The following is a 26,911-nucleotide window of genomic DNA, read 5'->3' as shown; positions in this document are numbered from 1 at the left end:
TTAGATCATAAAATTAACGGAATTGGTATAAGCCCCTTAGAGACTATGTATTGCGATTTGTTGGCCTAATACCAATTAGAGAAAAAATATGATCTAATTAGGGCGTCGCCATCTTACGGGAAATTGCTATGGATAGCCTTGATAATACTGATTTCAAAAAACTTGTGAGCCAACAAAAAACCATTCAAATGAAAATACGATTACTGGCTCTTGAGCACTTTAAGCGAGGAAAATCCCGCACTCAAATAGCGAAAGACCTGCAAGTCAGTCGTACTAGTGTGAATAAATGGGTTCGCCTTTTTTTGGAAGAAGGACTAGAAGGCCTTCAGGAAAAACCAAGATCAGGCAGGCCGGCATTCCTTACTGCAGACCAGCAAAATCAGCTCAGGCAATTCATAAAGAGTGAAGCAACCTCTCCTACTGGTGGCCGTCTCATAGCGAGTGATATCCATCACTATATCGTGACGCATTTTGATAAACACTACCATCCTCATTCGATCTATTACCTGCTTGAGCATATGGGTTTTTCTTGGATAACTTCTCGTTCAAAACACCCTAAGCAATCGCAGAAGGCCCAAGACGATTTTAAAAAAATTCCAAATAGAAACGATCCTTAAGATCCCTGGTCATGCGCCCTTAAAAGATGTCTGGTTTCAAGACGAAGCTAGGTTTGGTCAACAGAACACAACGACTCGACTTTGGGCGGAGCGTGGCACAAGGCCTAGAGTCGTTAAACAACAGCAATTTGAATACGCTTATTTATTTGGCTCTGTCTGCCCAGCAAAAGGAGTGGGTGAGGCCATTGTCGTTCCTTGGGTTAACAAAGACATCATGATAAGTCATCTAGAGCAGATATCGAAAGCCACCGAACAAAGTCGCCATGCCGTCGTGATAATGGATGGCGCAAGTTGGCATAGCGATGACATTGGCAATGAATTTAATAATGTCAGCATCATTAAACTTCCCCCTTATTCTCCCGAGCTGAACCCTATTGAACAAGTTTGGAGTTGGTTGAGACAGCACTATCTCGCAAACCAAAGTTTCAATGATTATAACGACATCGTTTCTCAGGTATGTCGTGCTTGGAATGGCTTTTTGGAGTGCAGCGATCGCGTGACCAAAATGTGCAGTAGAGACTGGATAGAGCTGATCAGCTAGTTTTCCGGATTGGTATAAGTACACAGTGCCATAAATACATTGCTCTATAGTCCATGGAGACACCGATATCCATTCGACCGGATATGGTCCGAAAACAGATACGAAAAAAGCCTCAGCATTTCTGCTGAGGCTTGATATATGGCAGGGGTGGAGAGATTCGAACTCCCAACACGCGCTATTTTGTGAATGAGCTGAATCCGCTGCTTTTTCTAGAGTATTGAAACTCTCAGATTCAAATGCAAAAAAGCCCCAGCATTTCTGCTGAGGCTTGATATATGGCAGGGGTGGAGAGATTCGAACTCCCAACACGCGGATTTGGAATCCGCTGCTCTGCCAATTGGAGCTACACCCCTATCTCAGTTTTAAAGAGCTGAAACTCTAAATAAGTGGCGGAGTGGACGGGACTCGAACCCGCGACCCCCGGCGTGACAGGCCGGTATTCTAACCAACTGAACTACCACTCCGCAGTGGTCAACTCACTATGTGAGTGTCCATATCTCCAGGTCGCTCAACCTAAAGATTTAATTTAAAGCCTGGCGATGTCCTACTCTCACATGGGGAAGCCCCACACTACCATCGGCGCTACTGCGTTTCACTTCTGAGTTCGGCATGGAATCAGGTGGGTCCGCAACGCTATGGTCGCCAAGCAAATTCTTTTTCTACTTTCAGCTTTTAAAAAGCTAAAGGTAAATAATTCGGAAAGCTGTTTCTCTATTTAATAGAGCAATTAAAAGTCTCTAAACTCATTCAAGTGTTTCTTGTTTTGCTTCTGCTTTTTAAAAGCGGAAACAAATTGGTATTGAGTCCATCAAAACCCCTTGGGTGTTGTATGGTTAAGCCTCACGGGCAATTAGTACAGGTTAGCTCAATGCCTCGCAGCACTTACACACCCTGCCTATCAACGTTCTAGTCTTGAACAACCCTTTAGGGCACTTAAAGTGCCAGGGAAGACTCATCTCAGGGCTCGCTTCGCGCTTAGATGCTTTCAGCGCTTATCGATTCCGAACTTAGCTACCGGGCAATGCCACTGGCGTGACAACCCGAACACCAGAGGTTCGTCCACTCCGGTCCTCTCGTACTAGGAGCAGCCCCCTTCAATCTTCCAACGCCCACGGCAGATAGGGACCGAACTGTCTCACGACGTTCTAAACCCAGCTCGCGTACCACTTTAAATGGCGAACAGCCATACCCTTGGGACCGACTTCAGCCCCAGGATGTGATGAGCCGACATCGAGGTGCCAAACACCGCCGTCGATATGAACTCTTGGGCGGTATCAGCCTGTTATCCCCGGAGTACCTTTTATCCGTTGAGCGATGGCCCTTCCATTCAGAACCACCGGATCACTATGACCTACTTTCGTACCTGCTCGAATTGTCATTCTCGCAGTCAAGCGGGCTTATGCCATTGCACTAACCACACGATGTCCAACCGTGTTTAGCCCACCTTCGTGCTCCTCCGTTACTCTTTGGGAGGAGACCGCCCCAGTCAAACTACCCACCAGGCACTGTCCGCAATCCCGATAAGGGACCTACGTTAGAACATCAAGCATACAAGGGTGGTATTTCAAGGTTGACTCCACCGCATCTGGCGACGCGGTTTCAAAGTCTCCCACCTATCCTACACATGTAGGGTCAATGTTCAGTGCCAAGCTGTAGTAAAGGTTCACGGGGTCTTTCCGTCTAGCCGCGGGTACACTGCATCTTCACAGCGATTTCAATTTCACTGAGTCTCGGGTGGAGACAGCGTGGCCATCATTACGCCATTCGTGCAGGTCGGAACTTACCCGACAAGGAATTTCGCTACCTTAGGACCGTTATAGTTACGGCCGCCGTTTACCGGGGCTTCGATCAAGAGCTTCGACCGAAGTCTAACCCCATCAATTAACCTTCCGGCACCGGGCAGGCGTCACACCGTATACGTCATCTTACGATTTTGCACAGTGCTGTGTTTTTAATAAACAGTTGCAGCCACCTGGTATCTGCGACTCCTAGTAGCTCCATCCGCAAGGGACTTCACCGCCAAGAGCGTACCTTCTCCCGAAGTTACGGTACCATTTTGCCTAGTTCCTTCACCCGAGTTCTCTCAAGCGCCTTGGTATTCTCTACCCGACCACCTGTGTCGGTTTGGGGTACGATTTCTTATAATCTGAAGCTTAGAGGCTTTTCCTGGAAGTATGGCATCAATGACTTCACACCCGTAGGTGCTCGACATCGTGTCTCAGCCTAACAAGAGTCCGGATTTACCTAAACTCTTAGCCTACGCACTTGAACCTGGACAACCGTCGCCAGGCCCACCTAGCCTTCTCCGTCCCCCCATCGCAATTATAAGAAGTACGGGAATATTAACCCGTTTCCCATCGACTACGCTTTTCAGCCTCGCCTTAGGGGTCGACTTACCCTGCCCCGATTAACGTTGGACAGGAACCCTTGGTCTTCCGGCGTGGGAGTTTTTCACTCCCATTATCGTTACTCATGTCAGCATTCGCACTTCTGATACGTCCAGCAGCCCTTACGAACCACCTTCAACCGCTTACAGAACGCTCCCCTACCCCACACACCTAAGTGTGCAGCCGCAGCTTCGGTTTATTACTTAGCCCCGTTACATCTTCCGCGCAGGCCGACTCGACCAGTGAGCTATTACGCTTTCTTTAAATGATGGCTGCTTCTAAGCCAACATCCTGGCTGTCTGAGCCTTCCCACATCGTTTCCCACTTAGTAATAATTTGGGACCTTAGCTGGCGGTCTGGGTTGTTTCCCTCTTCACGACGGACGTTAGCACCCGCCGTGTGTCTCCCGGATAGTACTTACTGGTATTCGGAGTTTGCAAAGGGTTGGTAAGTCGGGATGACCCCCTAGCCTTAACAGTGCTCTACCCCCAGTAGTATTCGTCCGAGGCTCTACCTAAATAGATTTCGGGGAGAACCAGCTATCTCCGAGTTTGATTGGCCTTTCACCCCTAGCCACAAGTCATCCGCTAATTTTTCAACATTAGTCGGTTCGGTCCTCCAGTTGATGTTACTCAACCTTCAACCTGCCCATGGCTAGATCACTCGGTTTCGGGTCTATATCCAGAGACTGTGTCGCCCAGTTAAGACTCGGTTTCCCTACGGCTCCCCTAAACGGTTAACCTTGCCACTGAATATAAGTCGCTGACCCATTATACAAAAGGTACGCAGTCACACCACGAAGGTGCTCCTACTGCTTGTACGTACACGGTTTCAGGTTCTATTTCACTCCCCTCACAGGGGTTCTTTTCGCCTTTCCCTCACGGTACTGGTTCACTATCGGTCAGTCAGTAGTATTTAGCCTTGGAGGATGGTCCCCCCATATTCAGACAGGATATCACGTGTCCCGCCCTACTCGATTTCACTGATTATGATGCGTCGGTTACGGGGCTATCACCCTTTGCTGCGACACTTTCCAGAGTCTTCACCTGCATCATTAAAAGCTTAAGGGCTAATCCAATTTCGCTCGCCGCTACTTTCGGAATCTCGGTTGATTTCTCTTCCTTCGGGTACTTAGATGTTTCAGTTCCCCGAGTTCGCCTCGTTACGCTATGTATTCACGTAACGATACTAGCTTATGCTAGTGGGTTTCCCCATTCGGAAATCCCAGACTCAAAAGACTTTTACTGTCTAATCTGGGCTTATCGCAAGTTAATACGTCCTTCATCGCCTCTGACTGCCAAGGCATCCACCGTGTACGCTTAGTCACTTAACCATACAACCCGAAAGGGTCTTAGTGTATGGCAACTAACCAAGGTTTTTGGTTGTGAATAAGAAGGGTTAATTCCTATTCACTGTTTGCCGGACTCAATAATGGAACAATGTAAACATTGTTCCGAATACAAGACACTTGAATGTGTTTGTGTGTTTATCAATGAAGATAAACATTGAGAACTTTTAAATTTGATTTGAATTACTCGTAAGTAATCAAATCAGTCAGCTTTCCAAATTGTTAAAGAGCTTGATTTCTTTCGAAACCATTTTTAAAAACACTTAATTCTTCATATTTCAAAGAAGTGTGCTTAAAGATGGTGGAGCTATGCGGGATCGAACCGCAGACCTCCTGCGTGCAAGGCAGGCGCTCTCCCAGCTGAGCTATAGCCCCATCTGTGTTTGTCGATATTGTTCCAAACCTAAAAAGGATTGGTGGGTCTGAGTGGACTTGAACCACCGACCTCCCGCTTATCAGGCGAGCGCTCTAACCAGCTGAGCTACAGACCCAATATCGTCTCTTTTACTTTTTAAACCTAATCAATCTGTGTGGGTACTCATCGTGAAAATCTTCGTATATAAGGAGGTGATCCAGCCCCAGGTTCCCCTAGGGCTACCTTGTTACGACTTCACCCCAGTCATGAACCACAAAGTGGTGAGCGTCCTCCCCGAAAGGTTAAACTACCCACTTCTTTTGCAGCCCACTCCCATGGTGTGACGGGCGGTGTGTACAAGGCCCGGGAACGTATTCACCGTAGCATTCTGATCTACGATTACTAGCGATTCCGACTTCATGGAGTCGAGTTGCAGACTCCAATCCGGACTACGACGCACTTTTTGGGATTCGCTCACTATCGCTAGCTTGCTGCCCTCTGTATGCGCCATTGTAGCACGTGTGTAGCCCTACTCGTAAGGGCCATGATGACTTGACGTCGTCCCCACCTTCCTCCGGTTTATCACCGGCAGTCTCCCTGGAGTTCCCGACATTACTCGCTGGCAAACAAGGATAAGGGTTGCGCTCGTTGCGGGACTTAACCCAACATTTCACAACACGAGCTGACGACAGCCATGCAGCACCTGTCTCAGAGTTCCCGAAGGCACACCTGCGTCTCCGCTGGCTTCTCTGGATGTCAAGAGTAGGTAAGGTTCTTCGCGTTGCATCGAATTAAACCACATGCTCCACCGCTTGTGCGGGCCCCCGTCAATTCATTTGAGTTTTAATCTTGCGACCGTACTCCCCAGGCGGTCTACTTAACGCGTTAGCTCCGAAAGCCACGGCTCAAGGCCACAACCTCCAAGTAGACATCGTTTACGGCGTGGACTACCAGGGTATCTAATCCTGTTTGCTCCCCACGCTTTCGCATCTGAGTGTCAGTATCTGTCCAGGGGGCCGCCTTCGCCACTGGTATTCCTTCAGATCTCTACGCATTTCACCGCTACACCTGAAATTCTACCCCCCTCTACAGTACTCTAGTCCGCCAGTTTCAAATGCAGTTCCGAGGTTGAGCCCCGGGCTTTCACATCTGACTTAACGAACCACCTGCATGCGCTTTACGCCCAGTAATTCCGATTAACGCTCGCACCCTCCGTATTACCGCGGCTGCTGGCACGGAGTTAGCCGGTGCTTCTTCTGTCGCTAACGTCAAATGATGCTGCTATTAACAACACCACCTTCCTCACGACTGAAAGTACTTTACAACCCGAAGGCCTTCTTCATACACGCGGCATGGCTGCATCAGGCTTGCGCCCATTGTGCAATATTCCCCACTGCTGCCTCCCGTAGGAGTCTGGACCGTGTCTCAGTTCCAGTGTGGCTGATCATCCTCTCAGACCAGCTAGGGATCGTCGCCTTGGTGAGCCATTACCTCACCAACTAGCTAATCCCACCTAGGCATATCCTGACGCGAGAGGCCCGAAGGTCCCCCTCTTTGGCCCGAAGGCATTATGCGGTATTAGCCATCGTTTCCAATGGTTATCCCCCACATCAGGGCAATTTCCTAGGCATTACTCACCCGTCCGCCGCTCGACGCCGAAGTAGCAAGCTACTTCTCGTTTCCGCTCGACTTGCATGTGTTAGGCCTGCCGCCAGCGTTCAATCTGAGCCATGATCAAACTCTTCAATTAAAGTTTTTTGCATCCTAAGATGCGGCTCAATGAATACTGACTTCAAAACTACTATGTAATTTTAAAGCTATTATCATTCCAACAGAATGATAATGAATTGACTGTGCCAAGTTCTAAGAACTTGTATTGGTCACTCAGTTCATTGATATCTTTTGTTTCGACAAAGCGAAACTAGTGATTATCATCAACGAGTGCCCACACAGATTGATAGGTCTAAATTGTTAAAGAGCTTTGCTTTCAGTGCCTTAGCACCTAAGCAGGAGGCGTATAATACGCTTTCTACTTTGAAAGTCAACATAATATTCTAAGTTATCACTTAAAAAACTATGTTGACTCATCTCAGCGAGATAAGTCGAACTTTTTGTCTTCACTTTTTAAAAAAGTGAAAATAAATAGGAGCCTGGCGATGTCCTACTCTCACATGGGGAAACCCCACACTACCATCGGCGCTACTGCGTTTCACTTCTGAGTTCGGCATGGGATCAGGTGGGTCCGCAACGCTATGGTCGCCAAGCAAATTCTTTTTCTACTTTCAGCTTTTAAAAAAGCTAAAGGTAAAATAATTCGGAAAGCTGTTTTCGTTCTCTAAACTCATTCAAGTTTGTCTGTATATATCGAGTCCATCAAAACCCCTTGGGTGTTGTATGGTTAAGCCTCACGGGCAATTAGTACAGGTTAGCTCAATGCCTCGCAGCACTTACACACCCTGCCTATCAACGTTCTAGTCTTGAACAACCCTTTAGGGCACTTAAAGTGCCAGGGAAGACTCATCTCAGGGCTCGCTTCGCGCTTAGATGCTTTCAGCGCTTATCGATTCCGAACTTAGCTACCGGGCAATGCCACTGGCGTGACAACCCGAACACCAGAGGTTCGTCCACTCCGGTCCTCTCGTACTAGGAGCAGCCCCCTTCAATCTTCCAACGCCCACGGCAGATAGGGACCGAACTGTCTCACGACGTTCTAAACCCAGCTCGCGTACCACTTTAAATGGCGAACAGCCATACCCTTGGGACCGACTTCAGCCCCAGGATGTGATGAGCCGACATCGAGGTGCCAAACACCGCCGTCGATATGAACTCTTGGGCGGTATCAGCCTGTTATCCCCGGAGTACCTTTTATCCGTTGAGCGATGGCCCTTCCATTCAGAACCACCGGATCACTATGACCTACTTTCGTACCTGCTCGAATTGTCATTCTCGCAGTCAAGCGGGCTTATGCCATTGCACTAACCACACGATGTCCAACCGTGTTTAGCCCACCTTCGTGCTCCTCCGTTACTCTTTGGGAGGAGACCGCCCCAGTCAAACTACCCACCAGGCACTGTCCGCAATCCCGATAAGGGACCTACGTTAGAACATCAAGCATACAAGGGTGGTATTTCAAGGTTGACTCCACCGCATCTGGCGACGCGGTTTCAAAGTCTCCCACCTATCCTACACATGTAGGGTCAATGTTCAGTGCCAAGCTGTAGTAAAGGTTCACGGGGTCTTTCCGTCTAGCCGCGGGTACACTGCATCTTCACAGCGATTTCAATTTCACTGAGTCTCGGGTGGAGACAGCGTGGCCATCATTACGCCATTCGTGCAGGTCGGAACTTACCCGACAAGGAATTTCGCTACCTTAGGACCGTTATAGTTACGGCCGCCGTTTACCGGGGCTTCGATCAAGAGCTTCGACCGAAGTCTAACCCCATCAATTAACCTTCCGGCACCGGGCAGGCGTCACACCGTATACGTCATCTTACGATTTTGCACAGTGCTGTGTTTTTAATAAACAGTTGCAGCCACCTGGTATCTGCGACTCCTAGTAGCTCCATCCGCAAGGGACTTCACCGCCAAGAGCGTACCTTCTCCCGAAGTTACGGTACCATTTTGCCTAGTTCCTTCACCCGAGTTCTCTCAAGCGCCTTGGTATTCTCTACCCGACCACCTGTGTCGGTTTGGGGTACGATTTCTTATAATCTGAAGCTTAGAGGCTTTTCCTGGAAGTATGGCATCAATGACTTCACACCCGTAGGTGCTCGACATCGTGTCTCAGCCTAACAAGAGTCCGGATTTACCTAAACTCTTAGCCTACGCACTTGAACCTGGACAACCGTCGCCAGGCCCACCTAGCCTTCTCCGTCCCCCCATCGCAATTATAAGAAGTACGGGAATATTAACCCGTTTCCCATCGACTACGCTTTTCAGCCTCGCCTTAGGGGTCGACTTACCCTGCCCCGATTAACGTTGGACAGGAACCCTTGGTCTTCCGGCGTGGGAGTTTTTCACTCCCATTATCGTTACTCATGTCAGCATTCGCACTTCTGATACGTCCAGCAGCCCTTACGAACCACCTTCAACCGCTTACAGAACGCTCCCCTACCCCACACACCTAAGTGTGCAGCCGCAGCTTCGGTTTATTACTTAGCCCCGTTACATCTTCCGCGCAGGCCGACTCGACCAGTGAGCTATTACGCTTTCTTTAAATGATGGCTGCTTCTAAGCCAACATCCTGGCTGTCTGAGCCTTCCCACATCGTTTCCCACTTAGTAATAATTTGGGACCTTAGCTGGCGGTCTGGGTTGTTTCCCTCTTCACGACGGACGTTAGCACCCGCCGTGTGTCTCCCGGATAGTACTTACTGGTATTCGGAGTTTGCAAAGGGTTGGTAAGTCGGGATGACCCCCTAGCCTTAACAGTGCTCTACCCCCAGTAGTATTCGTCCGAGGCTCTACCTAAATAGATTTCGGGGAGAACCAGCTATCTCCGAGTTTGATTGGCCTTTCACCCCTAGCCACAAGTCATCCGCTAATTTTTCAACATTAGTCGGTTCGGTCCTCCAGTTGATGTTACTCAACCTTCAACCTGCCCATGGCTAGATCACTCGGTTTCGGGTCTATATCCAGAGACTGTGTCGCCCAGTTAAGACTCGGTTTCCCTACGGCTCCCCTAAACGGTTAACCTTGCCACTGAATATAAGTCGCTGACCCATTATACAAAAGGTACGCAGTCACACCACGAAGGTGCTCCTACTGCTTGTACGTACACGGTTTCAGGTTCTATTTCACTCCCCTCACAGGGGTTCTTTTCGCCTTTCCCTCACGGTACTGGTTCACTATCGGTCAGTCAGTAGTATTTAGCCTTGGAGGATGGTCCCCCCATATTCAGACAGGATATCACGTGTCCCGCCCTACTCGATTTCACTGATTATGATGCGTCGGTTACGGGGCTATCACCCTTTGCTGCGACACTTTCCAGAGTCTTCACCTGCATCATTAAAAGCTTAAGGGCTAATCCAATTTCGCTCGCCGCTACTTTCGGAATCTCGGTTGATTTCTCTTCCTTCGGGTACTTAGATGTTTCAGTTCCCCGAGTTCGCCTCGTTACGCTATGTATTCACGTAACGATACTAGCTTATGCTAGTGGGTTTCCCCATTCGGAAATCCCAGACTCAAAAGACTTTTACTGTCTAATCTGGGCTTATCGCAAGTTAATACGTCCTTCATCGCCTCTGACTGCCAAGGCATCCACCGTGTACGCTTAGTCACTTAACCATACAACCCGAAAGGGTCTTGTGTATAGCAACTAACCAAGGTTTTTGGTTGTCATTAAGAAGGGTTAATTCTCAATGACTGTTTGCCGGACTCAATAATGGAACAATGTAAACATTGTTCCGAATACAAGACACTTGAATGTGTTTGTGTGTTTATCAATAAAGATAAACATTGAGAACTTTTAAATTTGATTTGAGTTACTCGTAAGTAATCAAATCAGTCAGCTTTCCAAATTGTTAAAGAGCAAGAGTTTCTAAACACCAAGTGTTTGAAACCATTTTTAAATATTTTCAAACAAAAACACTTAAAGATGGTATCCCGTAGGGGAGTCGAACCCCTGTTACCGCCGTGAAAGGGCGGTGTCCTAGGCCTCTAGACGAACGGGACACTGCTAATTTATCTCCACTTTAAAAAGTAGAAACAAACCTTGAAGAACTTAGGAATTCTTCATCTCTTTTTCTTTTTAAACCTAATCAATCTGTGTGGGTACTCATCGTGAAAATCTTCGTATATAAGGAGGTGATCCAGCCCCAGGTTCCCCTAGGGCTACCTTGTTACGACTTCACCCCAGTCATGAACCACAAAGTGGTGAGCGTCCTCCTCGAAAGGTTAAACTACCCACTTCTTTTGCAGCCCACTCCCATGGTGTGACGGGCGGTGTGTACAAGGCCCGGGAACGTATTCACCGTAGCATTCTGATCTACGATTACTAGCGATTCCGACTTCATGGAGTCGAGTTGCAGACTCCAATCCGGACTACGACGCACTTTTTGGGATTCGCTCACTATCGCTAGCTTGCTGCCCTCTGTATGCGCCATTGTAGCACGTGTGTAGCCCTACTCGTAAGGGCCATGATGACTTGACGTCGTCCCCACCTTCCTCCGGTTTATCACCGGCAGTCTCCCTGGAGTTCCCGACATTACTCGCTGGCAAACAAGGATAAGGGTTGCGCTCGTTGCGGGACTTAACCCAACATTTCACAACACGAGCTGACGACAGCCATGCAGCACCTGTCTCAGAGTTCCCGAAGGCACACCTGCGTCTCCGCTGGCTTCTCTGGATGTCAAGAGTAGGTAAGGTTCTTCGCGTTGCATCGAATTAAACCACATGCTCCACCGCTTGTGCGGGCCCCCGTCAATTCATTTGAGTTTTAATCTTGCGACCGTACTCCCCAGGCGGTCTACTTAACGCGTTAGCTCCGAAAGCCACGGCTCAAGGCCACAACCTCCAAGTAGACATCGTTTACGGCGTGGACTACCAGGGTATCTAATCCTGTTTGCTCCCCACGCTTTCGCATCTGAGTGTCAGTATCTGTCCAGGGGGCCGCCTTCGCCACTGGTATTCCTTCAGATCTCTACGCATTTCACCGCTACACCTGAAATTCTACCCCCCTCTACAGTACTCTAGTCCGCCAGTTTCAAATGCAGTTCCGAGGTTGAGCCCCGGGCTTTCACATCTGACTTAACGAACCACCTGCATGCGCTTTACGCCCAGTAATTCCGATTAACGCTCGCACCCTCCGTATTACCGCGGCTGCTGGCACGGAGTTAGCCGGTGCTTCTTCTGTCGCTAACGTCAAATGATGCTGCTATTAACAACACCACCTTCCTCACGACTGAAAGTACTTTACAACCCGAAGGCCTTCTTCATACACGCGGCATGGCTGCATCAGGCTTGCGCCCATTGTGCAATATTCCCCACTGCTGCCTCCCGTAGGAGTCTGGACCGTGTCTCAGTTCCAGTGTGGCTGATCATCCTCTCAGACCAGCTAGGGATCGTCGCCTTGGTGAGCCATTACCTCACCAACTAGCTAATCCCACCTAGGCATATCCTGACGCGAGAGGCCCGAAGGTCCCCCTCTTTGGCCCGAAGGCATTATGCGGTATTAGCCATCGTTTCCAATGGTTATCCCCCACATCAGGGCAATTTCCTAGGCATTACTCACCCGTCCGCCGCTCGACGCCGAAGTAGCAAGCTACTTCTCGTTTCCGCTCGACTTGCATGTGTTAGGCCTGCCGCCAGCGTTCAATCTGAGCCATGATCAAACTCTTCAATTAAAGTTTTTTGCATCCTAAGATGCGGCTCAATGAATACTGACTTCAAAACTACTATGTGATTTTAAAGCTATTATCATTCCAACAGAATGATAATGAATTGACTGTGCCAAGTTCTAAGAACTTGTATTGGTCACTCAGTTCATTGATATCTTTTGTTTCGACTTGATTTACTTTCGCTTTAAAAAGCGAAAACAAACAGTACGAAACTAGTGATTATCATCAACGAGTGCCCACACAGATTGATAGGTCTAAATTGTTAAAGAGCTTCTCTTCTTAAGTTGCTAAGCTTCCCTTGAAGAGGCGGCTATTCTAGCGGGATAAACGAGAGTGTCAAACACTTTCTCAAATTTATCTTTTTAAGCTAGAAGCCTAACTGACATTGCGCTTGAACCCTTGTGGGCTCTGCCGTGTCAGTGAGGTCGCATTATAGGGTTCGGAATCACATTAGCAAGCGCAAATAAGCATTTTTCTTGTAAAAAAGGTCTGATTGAACAAAAAAAAACCGACCTAGATATCCCCCACAACCCGAACACATCTTGAGCACAACTTACACACAAAAAGCTGTGGATAACTAATCATCACTATCAAAAAAGTAGGAAATACGTGAACGAGGGTTCAAATACTCACGGACTTTATCTGGCAGCTTATTTGGTGAAATAGCATTTACTATTTTCAGGTCTTTCCCTGCGAGCTCAATAATAGGAGCTTGAGTTCTTGGCACATTTGCATCATACATAAGAACATTAGGATAAAGGATATTCTTTGAATTCACAGATATCACCAACCCAATCATGTCATTAGAAAGCTGAACCACAGTTCCTGGCGGAAAAACACCCATGAACTTGATTAAAATGTTCAGATTTTCATTACTATAAAGGTGCTTACAGTTTTTATATAAATGAGATAAAGCTATATATGGGATTTTTTGCTCTGACGGTATATTAGGATGACAAAGATTATCAAATGCATTCGCGACAGCTACGATTTGCGCAAGCTCATCAATGCTATCCTCTTTTAATCCATTAGGATAACCAGAGCCATCATTCATTTCATGATGTTGATCGATGACCAATCTTGCACTTTCAGGGAAGTCATCTATATGGCTAGCTAAATCTAACCCATATTTGGTATGTAACTTTAAATAGTTCTTTTCAGGCTCAGTGAGCTGAGTTTGCTTTCTAAGAATTGCTGTTGGGATTTTAATTTTCCCCATGTCATGGAATAAAGCAGCAAAGGAAAGCTCTTTTATTTTTGCAGAACCATAACCTTTAGCTCTGCCAACCATCATCGAAATAACGGCAACGTTTAATGCATGAAAATAGATATCTTCAAATTCACTCTTTCCGTTCATCAAATGTAAAGTCACACTATCATCAGAAAGCAACTTATCAACAATGTCTTCTATTAATAAGCTCGCTTCTCCCACTGCATCAGCTGGTCGATTACGAATTTTGACCATCACGGAACGCATTCTTGCCAAAGAGCGCTCGAACTCTTTTTCACAATTGATCACTCTTCGTCGGTAAGAGCTCAACTTTTCAATTCTTTTCTCTTTCTCCTTCCACATTTTTTGAGCTTCAAGATCGATCTCTTTATCAGAAGAGGATGAATTCTCAATCTTTTGATTTGGTGGAAGAGGCTTTGTATCGCTTTGGCTAGGATTTATATAGACATGCTGTATACCGAGGTGGCGTATAAGTTGGATTTGCTCTTGGTTTTTAACCTTAAAGCTATTAAACAAAAACGGGTGCTCATTCCATTTAACTGGAAGACGAATATGTAACCCCGGCTGAATACGATCCACTGTAATTTTTATACTTGCCACTATCTATACAACATCATTGAAAAATTCATTATCGACAATATTAGATGATCTAATTTTCAAAATCATCATTGCAAATCTAATTTGAAGGCGCCTCATGTGCATCTAAATGATTATTTGGCGAAAATTGACATTCTAAGTTTAGATCCAATTAAATGTTAAATAAAAAGAACCATGCTCAAGAATAAACTAAAGCATAGGTTCTTACAGTTATATAAATTACAATAGTAACTTTGCCCTTAGATGTTTAAGTTACACTTATTTAACGGGCACAGGCTCTGACTGAGCATCGAGGATTTTCTCTAGTCGCTCAACAATTTTTAGGTTTTTCTTGGCAATATTCTCTGTTTCAAGAGGATCATTTTTAAAGTCATAAAGTTCGTATTTATACTTAACCCCCTTCCTCTTATTGATATGCCAACGAACCATTCGATACTGTTCATCTCGGATTGCATAACCTACATATTTCCCACCTAATTGTGGCCATACATGGTATGCATAATCATCAAGACTAGGATCATCTTTGCCAGCAAGTATTTGTGTCATCTCTTGCCCATCAAATTGTTGCTCTGCATCTTCTGGCATGTAAAGACCAGCAAGTTTAACTATTGTTGGGTAGATATCTACAGTTTCCATAATCTGGCTGGTAGACGTATTTTGTTTAGTAACACCTGGTGCTTTAATAATTACAGGGATACGAGTTGCTTGTTCATAATTAGAGTGCTTAGTCCAAGAACCGTGATCCCCTAAATGGAACCCATGATCTCCCCAAAGAAGAACTATCGTATTCTCGTCTAAGCCGGTTTCTTCTAATTTCGCCAGCACTTTACCGACCTGAGCATCCATGTACGCAACGCTAGCGTAATAACCATGCACCAGTTTTTTTGCTACTTCTTTGTCATTAACTAAGCCGCGCTTCTCTGCATTTTTAGGCTCCGTAAAAGACATAATTTCGCCACCACGCTTTATAGCGAATCGAGGTGCACCTTTCGGTGCTTCAACAAATTCAGCTTCTGGCAATGCCTCCCGATCAAACATATCCCAGTATTTCTTTGGCGCTGTAAGGGGTAAATGTGGACGCGCAAAACCTACTGCTAGCATAAATGGTTTTCCATCGTCGGAAAGCTCCTCAAGACGCTTAGATGCAACTTTTGCAACACGCCCATCAGCATAGATTTCATCGTCTCCTTCTGCGGCTTCCCAAGCAGAACCAGTTGGTAGAGTTTCTCCAAACTCTCTCACTACTGAAAAATCTTGTAACCATGTTTCTCCGGGAATACCTGAATATTTAGTTGGATCATCAAGACGCCCCCCCCAGTTTGTAAACAAAGCCTCTTCTGAAGTTAAACCTTGGGCTCTATTTTCATCAGTAACATATTCTATAACTTTGTCATGGTAGCCTTTTTCTGACCATGATTGTTTGTCATCAATATTGCCGTGTCCAATATGGAAAACTTTACCAATTGATTCAGTTTTATATCCGTTATTTTTAAAATGCTCCGGCAACGTGACAGCATCAGGAAGAAGAGCACGGAACCGGGTAGCAAAATTATATACCCCCGTAGATGTAGAACGAGAACCTAACATAAAATTTATACGAGAAGGCATACAAACAGCTTGGTTCGCATAAGCCATATCGAAACGCATACCTTGTTTAGCAAATGCATCGATATTTGGCGAGATAGCATAATTGTCCCCATACACACCAAGGTTTGGCTTTAAATCATCAACCATTATCAGAAGCACATTGGGTTTACTTTGTGTTTCGACTGTCGGCTCTACGGATGTACTAGCGACAGATGTGCCCGCCGCCATTGATGCGGCAAGTAACGTAGTTAATTGCAACGTTTTGCCAGATATATTCTGATTCACACTTTTGTCCTTAACAAATGAAATAACGGACGCATTATCTTATAGTCAACAAAACTAAAATGCGTTTCTGTTCATACAAAACACATTGTTCAATAGAAAAGTGAAATATAATAATGACTACAAGCAACATAAATTTTCATGTCATGGCTAAGCCTGTTAGCTATCGGTGCAATCTGAAATGCGATTACTGCTTTTATCTAGAAAAAGAAGAATATTACAGCGGTGATGGTGATGTGATGTCAGTAGATATGTTAGAGGCATATGTGAAAGAGTATCTAACCTCTCACCCTGGTCCTGTTGTTGATTTCGCATGGCAAGGCGGTGAACCTACATTGGCTGGTTTAGAGTATTTTGAAAACGCCGTTCGATTTCAAAAGAAATACGCGAACAGCAAAGAAGTAACAAATAGCTTTCAAACCAATGGAGTTGCACTGAACAAGAAATGGGCTGAGTTCTTTCATCGCGAAAATTTCTTGATTGGTATTTCAATTGATGGCGAGCGTTCGATTCACGATAAGTACCGAATTTCCACAAATGGCAGACCGACCTTTGATAAAGTAAAGGATGCCATAAAACTCATGCAAGAGTACGGCGTTCAATTTAATACACTTACCGTAATTAACGATGCTAACTGGAATAGAGGTAAAGAAACGTATCGTCAACTTAAAGAGCTAGGTTCTAATAATATGCAATTTATACCAATTGTTGAATTAGAAGCTCATAGCTGCAATACACTACACAAATTCTCACCAACTAATAATGCAGAAACAACACCCTACTCTCTACCTGAACTAGGTTATGCCCAATTCATAATAGATGTCTTCGATGAATGGAAAAATAGTGATGTGGGCCACATTCATGTTCAAACATTCGAAATGCTTCTAGGTCAAAAACTAGGTATCAAATCAACTCTGTGTGTATTCAGCGAGACTTGTGGAAAAAATGTCATCATAGAGGCTAACGGGGATGTATATTCTTGCGACCACTTTGTTTACCCAGCTTACAATGTTGGGAACATCAATTCAAAACCACTCAATAAAATTGTCAGTGATAAGAAGCAGGTTAAGTTTGGAAGAGCTAAGAAAGACACACTAACAAGTGTCTGCAGTTCATGTTCGTTCAAGTCTCAGTGCTATGGAGGGTGCCCTAAACATAGGATTCTTAATATCAAGGGTGAAAAAAACAAACACAATTATCTATGTAAATCTTATCAAAAAATATTTTCTGAAACAGATACATATTTCAAAGATGCTGCCAATAGAATACATAAATATCTTTCTGAATCAAATGGATCATAGTGTTAATCAAATGACGATTGGCACGTCTATAAATAGCATAGCTCGCCTCTATGCCGATCTTAATGACAATAGTTTACGTCCAGTATGATAAGCAAGAACAGCTAGCTCAGTACCTATTCCAAATATCGCTGTTTTAGAAGCTAAATATACAAATTGTATTACTATGTTGGGAAGTCAAAGAAAAAGGGAACCGAAGCGATTTTTGACAAACCAAGAAACAACTAAGCCCCGACTTTCGTCGAGGCTTTATCATTTAAATATGGTACCGGTAGGCGGACTAAGCAACGAACACCAGTAAGCAAACCTGAGTCTTTCATAGTGGATAGATTAACTTCGTAATCGGTAGATTTAGCAATTGTAGTGGGATTGGGTTTAAGATTATTGAGGAAAGTGGTGATGAGTCGTTGTAATTTACTCATTCAAACCTCCGTTAATTTATATGCCTACATTTCAGTAATATAAATTTGAAAGGTCTTTAGCTACGGAGATTCAGGATAAAATAAAAGCCGAACGATACAACACGAAGTTATATGGTTCGGCTTCCCCCTATCCCATTTGTACTTTGAACTTTTTCAGCTACTAGCCTCAGTTTATTCACCTAGTCAATGACAGGCTACAAGGCTGTCCGAATACCTGTACAGGCCCCAGCTAGGGTGGTGCTCATAATGAAAGGTATTGTTGTGATGAACTGACATTCGGTTCTGGTTTGAAGATTGAGCCCCTCATTAGCTACTGGAATATCCGTCATCGCTCTAGTAAACGGACTTTTTAGAAGGACTTCTTGATTGCTTTTTCAGCACATGCGACATCTAAATGACCACCCGGAGCTCCGCCGACACCAATAGCACCAATCATGGTGTTGTTGAGCTGTACTGGAACGCCACCTGCTAGGAACAACAAGTTGTCGTCCATATTCTGCAAAGGTTGCATGATAGGTTTGTCGGCGATGAGTTTCATCAGATTACCTGACGGCTGTTTCATGCTCGCCACGGTGAACGCTTTTTTGCGTGAGCTATCAAGTGTATGAATGCCAGCGCCATCAGAACGTAATTGAGCAATCACATTGCCCGACAAATCAACAACAGTCGCAGAAACCTTGTAGCCATCGGTTTCACATTGATTAACGGCTTCATGGGCAAGCTTGAATGCCGCTTCTGATGAGATTTGAGTGAAAGAGACCGATTGTGTTTCTGCCGCCATTGCATTGTGAGAAAGGCTAAGGAAACCAAGAGTTGCCGCTAGTACAGTAAGTTTTGTCGTTTTCATGTTTACTCCGTTAAAGTATTTGTTTTCAAAAGAATTTGTTTTCAAAAAAATTCGGTTTTAAATATTGGATTTTGGTTCTAGGGACTTGTTTGGTATGAACCAGCCACTTTTAATCAACAGGTTCATACTAACGAATGCATGATTACGACTGGCTTTCTAGAACATTACAAAGTTGCAATGTTGGTTATATTCGAGAAAGGATATTGATAGAGTGTATTCAGACCACGGCTAACAGATAAACGGACGTTAATGAAAATACTATTGATTGAAGATGACATTCATATCGCGAGATTTTTGGTGAATGGTTTTCAGCAAGAAGGAATAACGGTGACGCACTCAGCAGATGGTGTTGATGGATTGCATGAAGCCATAACCGAAGAATACGACGTGATCATTCTCGATATCATGTTGCCCAAGAAAGACGGATTCGAAGTGTTGGCTGAACTCAGAGGACAGGGTTACGCGACGCCCGTCATCATATTAAGTGCTAAGCATTCAGTGGAAGAGCGAGTGCAAGGATTACAGTCGGGCGCTGATGATTATCTAGTGAAGCCTTTTGCATTTCCTGAGCTGCTTGCTCGTTGCCAAACCTTGGTGCGCCGAGGCAAACAGCCTACACCTCAAGCATTGGAACTGCATTACGACTCGCTGAGTCTAGACCTTCTTAAACACACGCTACAAAGAGATCAACAAACGATCACCATCAACCAGCGCGAGTTTATGCTGATGAAGTTACTGCTCGAAAATCCAGAGGTTGTGATGTCGAAAGCGGCAATTCTTGAGCATGTTTGGGGGCATCAGTTTGATCCGCAAACTAACGTGGTCGATGTACTAGTGTGCCGACTTCGCAGCAAAGTCGATAAGGGCTTTTCTAAGCCATTAATTCACACACTTCGAGGTGTTGGCTATGTCCTCAAGTCGTAGTATTGAACAGGCGCTTGCCAAAACGCAGAGACATTTGTTGGTTCGCTTTATGTCGACCTTACTGCTCTGCTTGCTGCTGGTGGAGTTGATCGTTGGGGCTATCTTCTTTTTCGATCTCTATCAAACCGAGAAGAAGATCCTTACGTCTATGTCGACCGAGTATCAGCGCATTTTAACTTACGATTCGAGTGAGCGACTGATTCATGTTTTAGAGGCTAATCCTCACCGGCTACTCGAAAACAACATTGCGGCTTATAAAGTTGAGAAGGGCATTTCATCTGAGGGAACATTCATCACTGGTGCTCAAAACCTATCAACAGAACAACCTTTTTCCAGTTATCAAATTGATGAGAATCGCTCATGGTTAGAGAGCTTCATCTTTAGTCCCTACATGTCATTATCTATTGAAGGGGAGCAGTATGATTTCTGGTTGGTTTTGGATAACCGAGCAAGAGACTTTATCGCCTACAATCAATGGCTAATGACCTTGTATGCGTTGCTTGCACTTGTGGCGGTGACTGCGGTATTTACTCGTAACATTATCCAGAGTGCGATGTCGCCGCTCATTATCTTTGGCGACCTGCTCGATAAGCTTAAAAAAGGGCAGTTAGAGTTCCCTAGCACTGACACTAAGACAGAAACTGAATCTGAAATACCGCAAGGGCTTAACGTGATCAGTTCCAGCGTTCACACCGCAGTTGCAAAGCTTCAGCATGTAACGACAACCTTGAATACGACGGTTGATGCGATTGCTCATGATATTCGAACCCCTTTGTCTCGCATTACTTTAGCGTCCCAAACCGCATTGCTGAATAATGCCGATAAGCAAGCAATGAAAGATGCATTGGCGGACTGTTCTGAACACGCAATGCAGGCGAGCAATATGCTAACCGCCTTGATGAAGCTGAATGACGAACTGACGGGCAAACGCACACCACAGAAAGTGCCAACTCAGGTCTCTGATGTGATTGCTAATGTAGCTAACTGGTATGAAGATGTCGCAGAAGATAAACAAATCGAGCTGGTGGTTGAGAGCGCTGATGGTCTTGTGATTCAGTCAGATCCTGACAAGTTGACTCAGGTGTTGGTTAACCTTGTTGATAACGCGATTAAGTATACCGAGCCCGAAGGAAGAGTGACGGTCAAAGCCGAGCAAAGTGAAGAGGATAAGGTAGCGATAAGCATCCAAGATACTGGTGTTGGCATTGAACAGAAATATCAGGACCTGATTTTTGAACGGCTTTATCGTATCGATAGCAGCCGTAGCAACGTTGAGGGGTATGGCCTTGGTTTGTCTCTAGCGCTTGCCATGGTTGAGAACCTTGAGGGCACCTTAGTCGTGAAATCTGAGTTGGGTGTGGGGAGTGCTTTCATACTTGTGCTTTAACCATGATGCGATCATCAAAATAGCCCAAAACACTAGGGCGTGTTGATCTTTACTGTGCATTCCATTTTTCAGCAATACATCGGTAGCCACATTAACATGAATACCAGCGATAACATGCTGACATAATTCATAGCACCGTAAAGTCACCATGGTTCTGGTAGCTCAGAACTATTGGCAATACTGGCTTGCGAGTTTGCAGTAACCGGAGTTTGTTGGATTTACTAGGATTCCCTTGAGCACAGAATCAGCATGCGATGAACCATAGATGCACCATGGAAGAAAATTCAAGGTCGATAAAGAGAGTCTATTGGAAGGGAAATAGAGCTGATTACAGGAAAGGAAAACTGAGGTAAACTTTTGATTAGCCTAGATACAACAAAGCCCCGACTTTCGTCGAGGCTTTATCATTTAAATATGGTACCGGTAGGCGGACTTGAACCGCCACGCCCGAAGGCAACGGATTTTGAATCCGTCGTGTATACCAATTTCACCATACCGGCATTATCTTGGGGCATTGCCCTTTCGATGTTTGGCATTATACGTAAGATGATTACCTGTGCAAGTGCAAAAGATTGAATTACAAATCGTTTGACGATATTTTCGCCATAAATGACGAAGCTGTGCGTAATCTCTCTTCCCTCTGAGCCTTCAAGACTATATTCTGACGCCAATATTTCAAAATAAGAAACGAGCAATGAGTACACAACATAATTTACCACCAGCCAGTTTAATGCGTCGATTAGGCGCTCTTCTTTATGATGCTTTAATTGTTATTGCTATCGAGATGATGGCTGCGGGCATCGTAATTGCCATCCTTGAAGCATTAGTTGCTGCTGGTCTATTGCATTACGGTACTTACACCGATGCAAGTGACCTACTCTCCACGCATCCTGTATGGAGCTATGTTTATACTATTTACCTAGTCAGTGTTTGGGTCTACTTTTTTGTGTTCTTTTGGACTCGTGCAGGTCAAACATTGGGGATGAGGGCATGGAAATTACGTTTACAAAATTCGGATAATAGCCCGATAACGACCACTCAAGCTTTAATAAGATTAGGAACTTCCGGCTTCGGTTTAGCAAATCTGGCGGTTCCATTTGATCCCCAGAAGCGAGGTTTCCAAGATATCTGGGCAAAAACTGAAGTTGTCGTGCTACCGAAAGCAAACTAAAGTTCAAAAAAATGGAAGACACGATGTCTTCCATTTTTATATCTATAGCTTTCTTCTGAGCAGTATTATCGAGATGGTCAAAAATACGATACTTGGAGCTATCGCACCAAACATTGGTGGGATGTTATAAACCAGACTTAACGGTCCGAAAAATTCACTTGATATATAGAAAGTAAAACCGGCGATAACACCCGATAGAATTCTGGCCCCCATGGTCACACTACGTAATGGACCAAAAATAAATGACAGAGCCATAAGCATCATAACCGCGATTGAAAATGGTTGCGTTATTTTCCGCCATAGCGCTAATTCATAACGAGATGAATCTTGCTCTGATTCTTTAAGGTAATTAACGTAATCATAAAGGCCACTCAACGACAACTCACCCGGTTTAACTGTCACCACAGCAAGCTTGTCTGGTGCTAATGATGTTTTCCAGCGATATTCAGGTAATTGTTGTTTGGAAATTTCGACTTCATTCATCATATTGGTAATCTGAACATCTTTCATCAACCACGTATTATCTTTTAAATAGCTTACCGTTTCCGCTGAAATGATGGACTCTAACTGCTTGTCAGCATTAAATCGCCACATGTTTAAAGCCCATAACTTGTCATCATCGACTTTGCCTATAAAGATAAAATCATTGGCATCACGAGCCCAAACACCACTTCTAACAGAGACAATGCTTCCTCCAGAAACAGCAAAAGCACGCATTTCCCTAGCAATTTTTTGTGCTTGTGGTGCGCCCCACTGACCTAGTAGCATTACCGCCAACATCAAAGGAATCGCCGTTTTCAAAACAGAAGATCCAATGTTCAATTTTGAAAACCCAGCAGCTTGCATCACCACGAGTTCAGAGCTCGAAGCCATCATTCCAAGCCCAATTAAGGCACCAAGCAGAGCCGCCATTGGGAAAAACATTTCAATGTCGCGTGGAATACTCAATATAACGAAGAACAACGCATCCAGTAGATCATAACTTCCTCTGCCGACTTTTCGCAGTTGATCTACATATTTGATAATTCCAGACAAACCAACGAAGGTCACTAACACCAAAGAAGTGGTTGCAATGATTGTTCTGCCTATATACAAATCAAGAATTTTAAACACAGTCTAGGCAAGCCTCTTCTTTCTTAAGATATCTTTAAATCGACGAACGGGAATGCTATCCATCAAATTGGCTCCCACAGCAACAATTAACAACCCGGCATTAATGGGCCACAATCCAATTGAAGCGGGAATACTTCCATCTTCTAAAGCAGATTTAGTCGCACTAATCGACAAGAAATACGCTAAATAGATCAAGATAGCAGGCCCCATTTTAGCAAATCGACCTTGACGAGGATTAACCGCAGAAAGTGGTACAACTAGCATGGTCAATAATGGTATACAAATAAATAAGGAAATACGCCATTGAAGCTCAGCTTTGGCACTCGGGTCTGGATGAGTAAGAAGCTCAAATGTTGGCAATGCTTCCCAATCTCGACCTTTGCGTTTCACTTCTCGCTGCCCTATTAGCCCATCATATTCTTCAAATTTCGTCACCATATAATCAAGCCTTGTCGGTACGCCTTCATATCGGACACCATCACTCATCGAGATGATCTGCCTTCCATCTGTCAGCTCTTTTACAACACCTGACGACGAAAACATAACGCTTGGTAAAATGGAATCTCTAGGCAATAACTGAGCAACAAAGACATTCGATAATGTACTATTTTTTATATCGTCAATAAACACGACCGACGAACCATCCGGAGTGCGCTGAAAATGTCCTTTCTTTAATAAATCGACACTGTTTTCCGCAGCGATTTGTTCCATTAACTGCGCTTCTTTATCCTGACTCCAAGGTGAAAGCCATAGCGAGTTAAATGCAGCGATACTGCCTGTAATCAATGCCAAATACAGTGCCGCTTGAATTAAAAACTTATTGCCAATTCCTGTCGCGTTCATGACCACAATTTCACTTTCGGCGTACAAACGACCAAATGTCAGCAAGATCCCAATAAACAGACTAAGTGGGAGCATCAACAGCCCCATTGCTGGCATATTCAAACCAACAACCGAAAGAATAAGGCTCGCAGGAATATCGCCATCGGTAGCGTCGGCCAAAACGCTAATAAATTTTTGGCTTAGAAACACTAAAAACAGGACGAAAAAAATCGCAAACTGGCTCTTAAGTGTCTCGCGGATCAAATATCTAACAATAATCACGCTCAAATTACCTATACAAAACTTGTTTTTTTAATTGAATCACTATAATTTCCCGTTGAACCTTTTATTTTTTTAATTTTAGCTAAGTGTTAATTGGTTTATTTAGGGCCCTTTCGAATACAGGATCCAGCAAGTAAACTATCATTATCTAACATTTAGTTCGATTTGTCTTCAGGATGTAGGAGTACGCATGGAGTTCAGTGTAAAAAGTGGCAGCCCAGAGAAACAGCGCAGCGCATGTATCGTTGTTGGTGTGTTTGAACCACGTCGCCTTTCTCCAGTCGCTGAGCAGCTAGATAAAATCAGCGATGGCTATATTAGTTCACTACTTCGCCGTGGTGATCTCGAAGGAAAACCAGGTCAAATGCTGTTGTTGCATCAAGTACCAGGAGTTCTGTCTGAACGTGTACTTCTTGTCGGTTGCGGTAAAGAACGCGAGCTTGGTGAACGTCAATACAAAGAAATAATTCAAAAGACGATCAGCACGCTTAATGAGACAGGTTCTATGGAAGCTGTTTGTTTCCTTACAGAGTTGCACGTTAAAGGCCGTGATACCTACTGGAAAGTACGTCAAGCGGTTGAAGCAACTAAAGATGGTCTTTACACCTTCGATCAATTCAAAAGCAATAAGCCAGAAACTCGTCGCCCACTTCGCAAGTTAGTATTCAATGTACCGACTCGTCGTGAGTTAAATCTTGGTGAAAGAGCGATCACTCATGGCCTTGCTATTTCTTCAGGCGTAAAAGCGTCGAAAGATCTTGGCAACATGCCACCAAATATTGCGAATCCTGCTTACCTCGCTTCTCAAGCAAGACGCCTTGCAGATGATTTTGAAACGGTAACGACAAAAATCATCGGTGAAGAAGAGATGGAAAAACTGGGTATGACCTCATACCTAGCAGTTGGTCGAGGTTCTCGTAATGAATCTCTGATGTCAGTAATGGAATATAAAGGCGCAGCCGATCCAGATGCCAAACCAATTGTACTGATCGGAAAAGGCTTAACATTTGATTCAGGTGGTATTTCACTTAAACCAGGTGAAGCTATGGATGAAATGAAATACGACATGTGTGGCGCAGCCTCGGTATTCGGCACCATGAAAGCCCTCGCTAAATTGAACCTGCCAATCAACGTAGTTGGCGTTCTAGCGGGCTGTGAAAATATGCCAGGTAGCAATGCTTACCGTCCTGGTGACATCCTTACCACTATGTCAGGCCAAACCGTTGAAGTATTGAATACCGATGCTGAAGGACGTTTGGTTCTTTGTGATGCACTGACTTACGTTGAACGTTTCGAACCAGATTGTGTTGTCGATGTCGCGACACTAACAGGCGCATGTGTGATGGCGCTTGGTCACCATATTAGTGCTGTGCTTTCTAATCACAATCCACTGTCTCATGAGCTAGTGAATGCATCAGAGCAAGCAAGCGACCGAGCATGGCGTCTACCGATGACCGATGAGTACCATGAGCAACTATCAAGCCCATTTGCAGACATGGCAAACATTGGTGGTCGTCCTGGTGGCACCATTACTGCGGGTTGTTTCTTATCGAAATTTGCTAAGAAATACAACTGGGCACACATTGATAGCGCAGGTACTGCGTGGAAGTCAGGTGCTGCGAAAGGCTCAACGGGCCGTCCGGTCTCAATGCTTGTCCAATTCTTATTGAACCGAAGTGGCCAAGAAACTGAAGAGCAATCTTCAAAATAGTAAAAGGGCCTCAGGGCCCTTTTTTGTTGCTCGCATTATTGTGAGTTCAATCAGCTATACACTTATATAGATAAACGAGATAAAGAAAAAGTGAGTAAACACTATGCAAACAGCAACATTTTACATCGTAAGTGCTGATGGCCCCCAAGCTAATCAGGATGGTTTTGCACAATATTTGCTTTTTCTTACTCGTCATTTTGTTCAGCAAAATGCAAAAGTCTATTTGCACTGCAATGACAAAGAACATGCCGAACAAATAGCTGAACATTTTTGGCAAGTGCTACCCGAAAACTTCATGGCGCATAACCTAGTGGGTGAAGGCCCTAAATATGCAACCAATATTGAAATCGGTTATACCGGTGTAAAACACACTTGGAACCGTCAATTGGTAATAAATTTGGCTGATAATCAGACAACCTTTGCTCGAACCTTTGCTCAAGTGATAGACTTCGTTCCCTGTGATGAAAAAGCTAAGCAACTCGCTCGTGAAAGGTATAAAGTTTACCGTCAGGCAGGGTATCAATTGCAAACCATCGACATCGAATATCCATAGTCAAACATCATACCTAAATCGCTCTCAGTTATTTTTGAGGAGCTAAAGCGCTAAGAAGCATAAGCTCTGAGATTCAGTACATTCTGAGAAGCGTTAGTTA

The 26,911-nt window shown here is 44.8% G+C and carries 13 protein-coding genes, 6 tRNA genes and 6 rRNA genes; 7 read left to right on the top strand and 18 right to left on the bottom strand.

From position 1 onward, the window contains the following. Window positions 1-128: 128 nt before the first annotated feature. Window positions 129-1,158, top strand: a protein-coding gene (locus OCV39_RS01945) for an IS630 family transposase (protein ID WP_390903229.1) whose coding sequence is annotated in 2 segments (ribosomal slippage) — window positions 129-595 and window positions 594-1,158 — 1,032 coding nt in all. Because the reading frame shifts where the segments join, the coding sequence is not laid out codon by codon here. A 276-nt stretch (window positions 1,159-1,434) separates the two neighbouring features. Here OCV39_RS01945 and OCV39_RS01940 read toward each other — a convergent pair. The 13 genes from OCV39_RS01940 to OCV39_RS01880 form a co-directional block, all read right to left on the bottom strand. Further along, window positions 1,435-1,511, bottom strand: a tRNA-Trp gene (locus OCV39_RS01940). Between the two features lie 34 nt (window positions 1,512-1,545). Next, window positions 1,546-1,622, bottom strand: a tRNA-Asp gene (locus tag OCV39_RS01935). Window positions 1,623-1,689: 67 nt separating this feature from the next. Continuing rightward, window positions 1,690-1,805 (bottom strand): 5S ribosomal RNA (gene rrf / locus OCV39_RS01930). Window positions 1,806-1,987: 182 nt separating this feature from the next. Beyond that, window positions 1,988-4,878: ribosomal RNA gene (locus OCV39_RS01925) — 23S ribosomal RNA — on the bottom strand. A gap of 314 nt (window positions 4,879-5,192) precedes the next feature. Continuing rightward, a tRNA-Ala gene (locus OCV39_RS01920) sits at window positions 5,193-5,268 on the bottom strand. A gap of 39 nt (window positions 5,269-5,307) precedes the next feature. Further along, a tRNA-Ile gene (locus OCV39_RS01915) sits at window positions 5,308-5,384 on the bottom strand. 69 nt (window positions 5,385-5,453) lie between these two features. Then, a 16S ribosomal RNA gene (locus OCV39_RS01910) occupies window positions 5,454-6,998 on the bottom strand. A 398-nt stretch (window positions 6,999-7,396) separates the two neighbouring features. Further along, window positions 7,397-7,512, bottom strand: a 5S ribosomal RNA gene (rrf, locus tag OCV39_RS01905). A 130-nt stretch (window positions 7,513-7,642) separates the two neighbouring features. After that, window positions 7,643-10,533, bottom strand: a 23S ribosomal RNA gene (locus tag OCV39_RS01900). A 311-nt stretch (window positions 10,534-10,844) separates the two neighbouring features. After that, window positions 10,845-10,920, bottom strand: a tRNA-Glu gene (locus tag OCV39_RS01895). A 125-nt stretch (window positions 10,921-11,045) separates the two neighbouring features. After that, window positions 11,046-12,590, bottom strand: a 16S ribosomal RNA gene (locus OCV39_RS01890). Together the 16S, 23S and 5S rRNA genes with 5 tRNA genes alongside form the textbook arrangement of a ribosomal RNA operon. Window positions 12,591-13,161: 571 nt before the next feature. After that, window positions 13,162-14,415 carry an HD-GYP domain-containing protein gene (locus OCV39_RS01885; protein ID WP_261888834.1) on the bottom strand — a complete coding sequence of 418 codons (1,254 nt, stop codon included), beginning with the start codon at window positions 14,413-14,415 and terminating at the stop codon, window positions 13,162-13,164. Between the two features lie 255 nt (window positions 14,416-14,670). Further along, complete coding sequence (locus OCV39_RS01880; protein ID WP_261888833.1) at window positions 14,671-16,284, bottom strand: sulfatase; 1,614 nt, start codon at window positions 16,282-16,284, stop codon at window positions 14,671-14,673. A gap of 113 nt (window positions 16,285-16,397) precedes the next feature. Here OCV39_RS01880 and OCV39_RS01875 point away from each other — a divergent pair, with 113 nt between their 5' ends. Next, the gene (locus OCV39_RS01875) at window positions 16,398-17,582 is read left to right on the top strand and encodes an anaerobic sulfatase maturase (RefSeq protein WP_261888832.1); all 1,185 of its coding nucleotides are present in this window, start codon (window positions 16,398-16,400) and stop codon (window positions 17,580-17,582) included. 221 nt (window positions 17,583-17,803) lie between these two features. Here OCV39_RS01875 and OCV39_RS01870 read toward each other — a convergent pair whose 3' ends face one another. Beyond that, on the bottom strand, window positions 17,804-18,001 hold the full coding sequence (locus tag OCV39_RS01870) for a hypothetical protein (protein ID WP_261888831.1): 198 nt from the start codon (window positions 17,999-18,001) through the stop codon (window positions 17,804-17,806). A 349-nt stretch (window positions 18,002-18,350) separates the two neighbouring features. After that, complete coding sequence (locus OCV39_RS01865; protein ID WP_261888830.1) at window positions 18,351-18,848, bottom strand: GlcG/HbpS family heme-binding protein; 498 nt, start codon at window positions 18,846-18,848, stop codon at window positions 18,351-18,353. 249 nt (window positions 18,849-19,097) lie between these two features. Here OCV39_RS01865 and OCV39_RS01860 point away from each other — a divergent pair, with 249 nt between their 5' ends. Both OCV39_RS01860 and OCV39_RS01855 read left to right on the top strand, forming a co-directional pair. Beyond that, entirely contained in the window at window positions 19,098-19,772 is a 675-nt protein-coding gene (locus tag OCV39_RS01860; RefSeq protein WP_261888829.1) for a response regulator transcription factor, read from the top strand. After that, window positions 19,756-21,159: a sensor histidine kinase gene (locus OCV39_RS01855; RefSeq protein WP_261888828.1), complete on the top strand. Its 1,404-nt coding sequence runs from the start codon at window positions 19,756-19,758 to the stop codon at window positions 21,157-21,159. Before OCV39_RS01860 ends, OCV39_RS01855 begins: the two co-directional genes overlap by 17 nt. Window positions 21,160-21,574: 415 nt before the next feature. Here the strand turns inward: OCV39_RS01855 and OCV39_RS01850 are convergent. Beyond that, window positions 21,575-21,659 (bottom strand) — tRNA-Leu (locus tag OCV39_RS01850). Between the two features lie 194 nt (window positions 21,660-21,853). On the opposite strand from OCV39_RS01850, the gene OCV39_RS01845 reads away from it, so the two are divergent. Further along, window positions 21,854-22,330 carry an RDD family protein gene (locus OCV39_RS01845; RefSeq protein ID WP_113795540.1) on the top strand — a complete coding sequence of 159 codons (477 nt, stop codon included), beginning with the start codon at window positions 21,854-21,856 and terminating at the stop codon, window positions 22,328-22,330. Window positions 22,331-22,372: 42 nt separating this feature from the next. Here OCV39_RS01845 and lptG read toward each other — a convergent pair whose 3' ends face one another. Both lptG and lptF read right to left on the bottom strand, forming a co-directional pair. Continuing rightward, window positions 22,373-23,443 (bottom strand): LPS export ABC transporter permease LptG, encoded by a 1,071-nt coding sequence (gene lptG, locus OCV39_RS01840; protein ID WP_017051825.1) that lies wholly within the window; start codon window positions 23,441-23,443, stop codon window positions 22,373-22,375. A 3-nt stretch (window positions 23,444-23,446) separates the two neighbouring features. Further along, window positions 23,447-24,547, bottom strand: coding sequence for an LPS export ABC transporter permease LptF (gene lptF / locus OCV39_RS01835; RefSeq protein WP_017051826.1), 1,101 nt, complete (start codon window positions 24,545-24,547; stop codon window positions 23,447-23,449). A 190-nt stretch (window positions 24,548-24,737) separates the two neighbouring features. Here lptF and pepA point away from each other — a divergent pair, with 190 nt between their 5' ends. Beyond that, complete coding sequence (gene pepA, locus OCV39_RS01830) at window positions 24,738-26,258, top strand: leucyl aminopeptidase (protein ID WP_017051827.1); 1,521 nt, start codon at window positions 24,738-24,740, stop codon at window positions 26,256-26,258. Between the two features lie 103 nt (window positions 26,259-26,361). After that, window positions 26,362-26,811, top strand: coding sequence for a DNA polymerase III subunit chi (locus OCV39_RS01825; protein WP_017051828.1), 450 nt, complete (start codon window positions 26,362-26,364; stop codon window positions 26,809-26,811). Window positions 26,812-26,911: the final 100 nt, after the last annotated feature.

Source organism: Vibrio cortegadensis, from assembly GCF_024347395.1.
GTDB classification, from domain to species: domain Bacteria; phylum Pseudomonadota; class Gammaproteobacteria; order Enterobacterales; family Vibrionaceae; genus Vibrio; species Vibrio cortegadensis.
The sequence above is the reverse complement of the archived record's forward strand: the minus strand, read 5'-3'. Positions and strand labels throughout refer to the sequence as shown.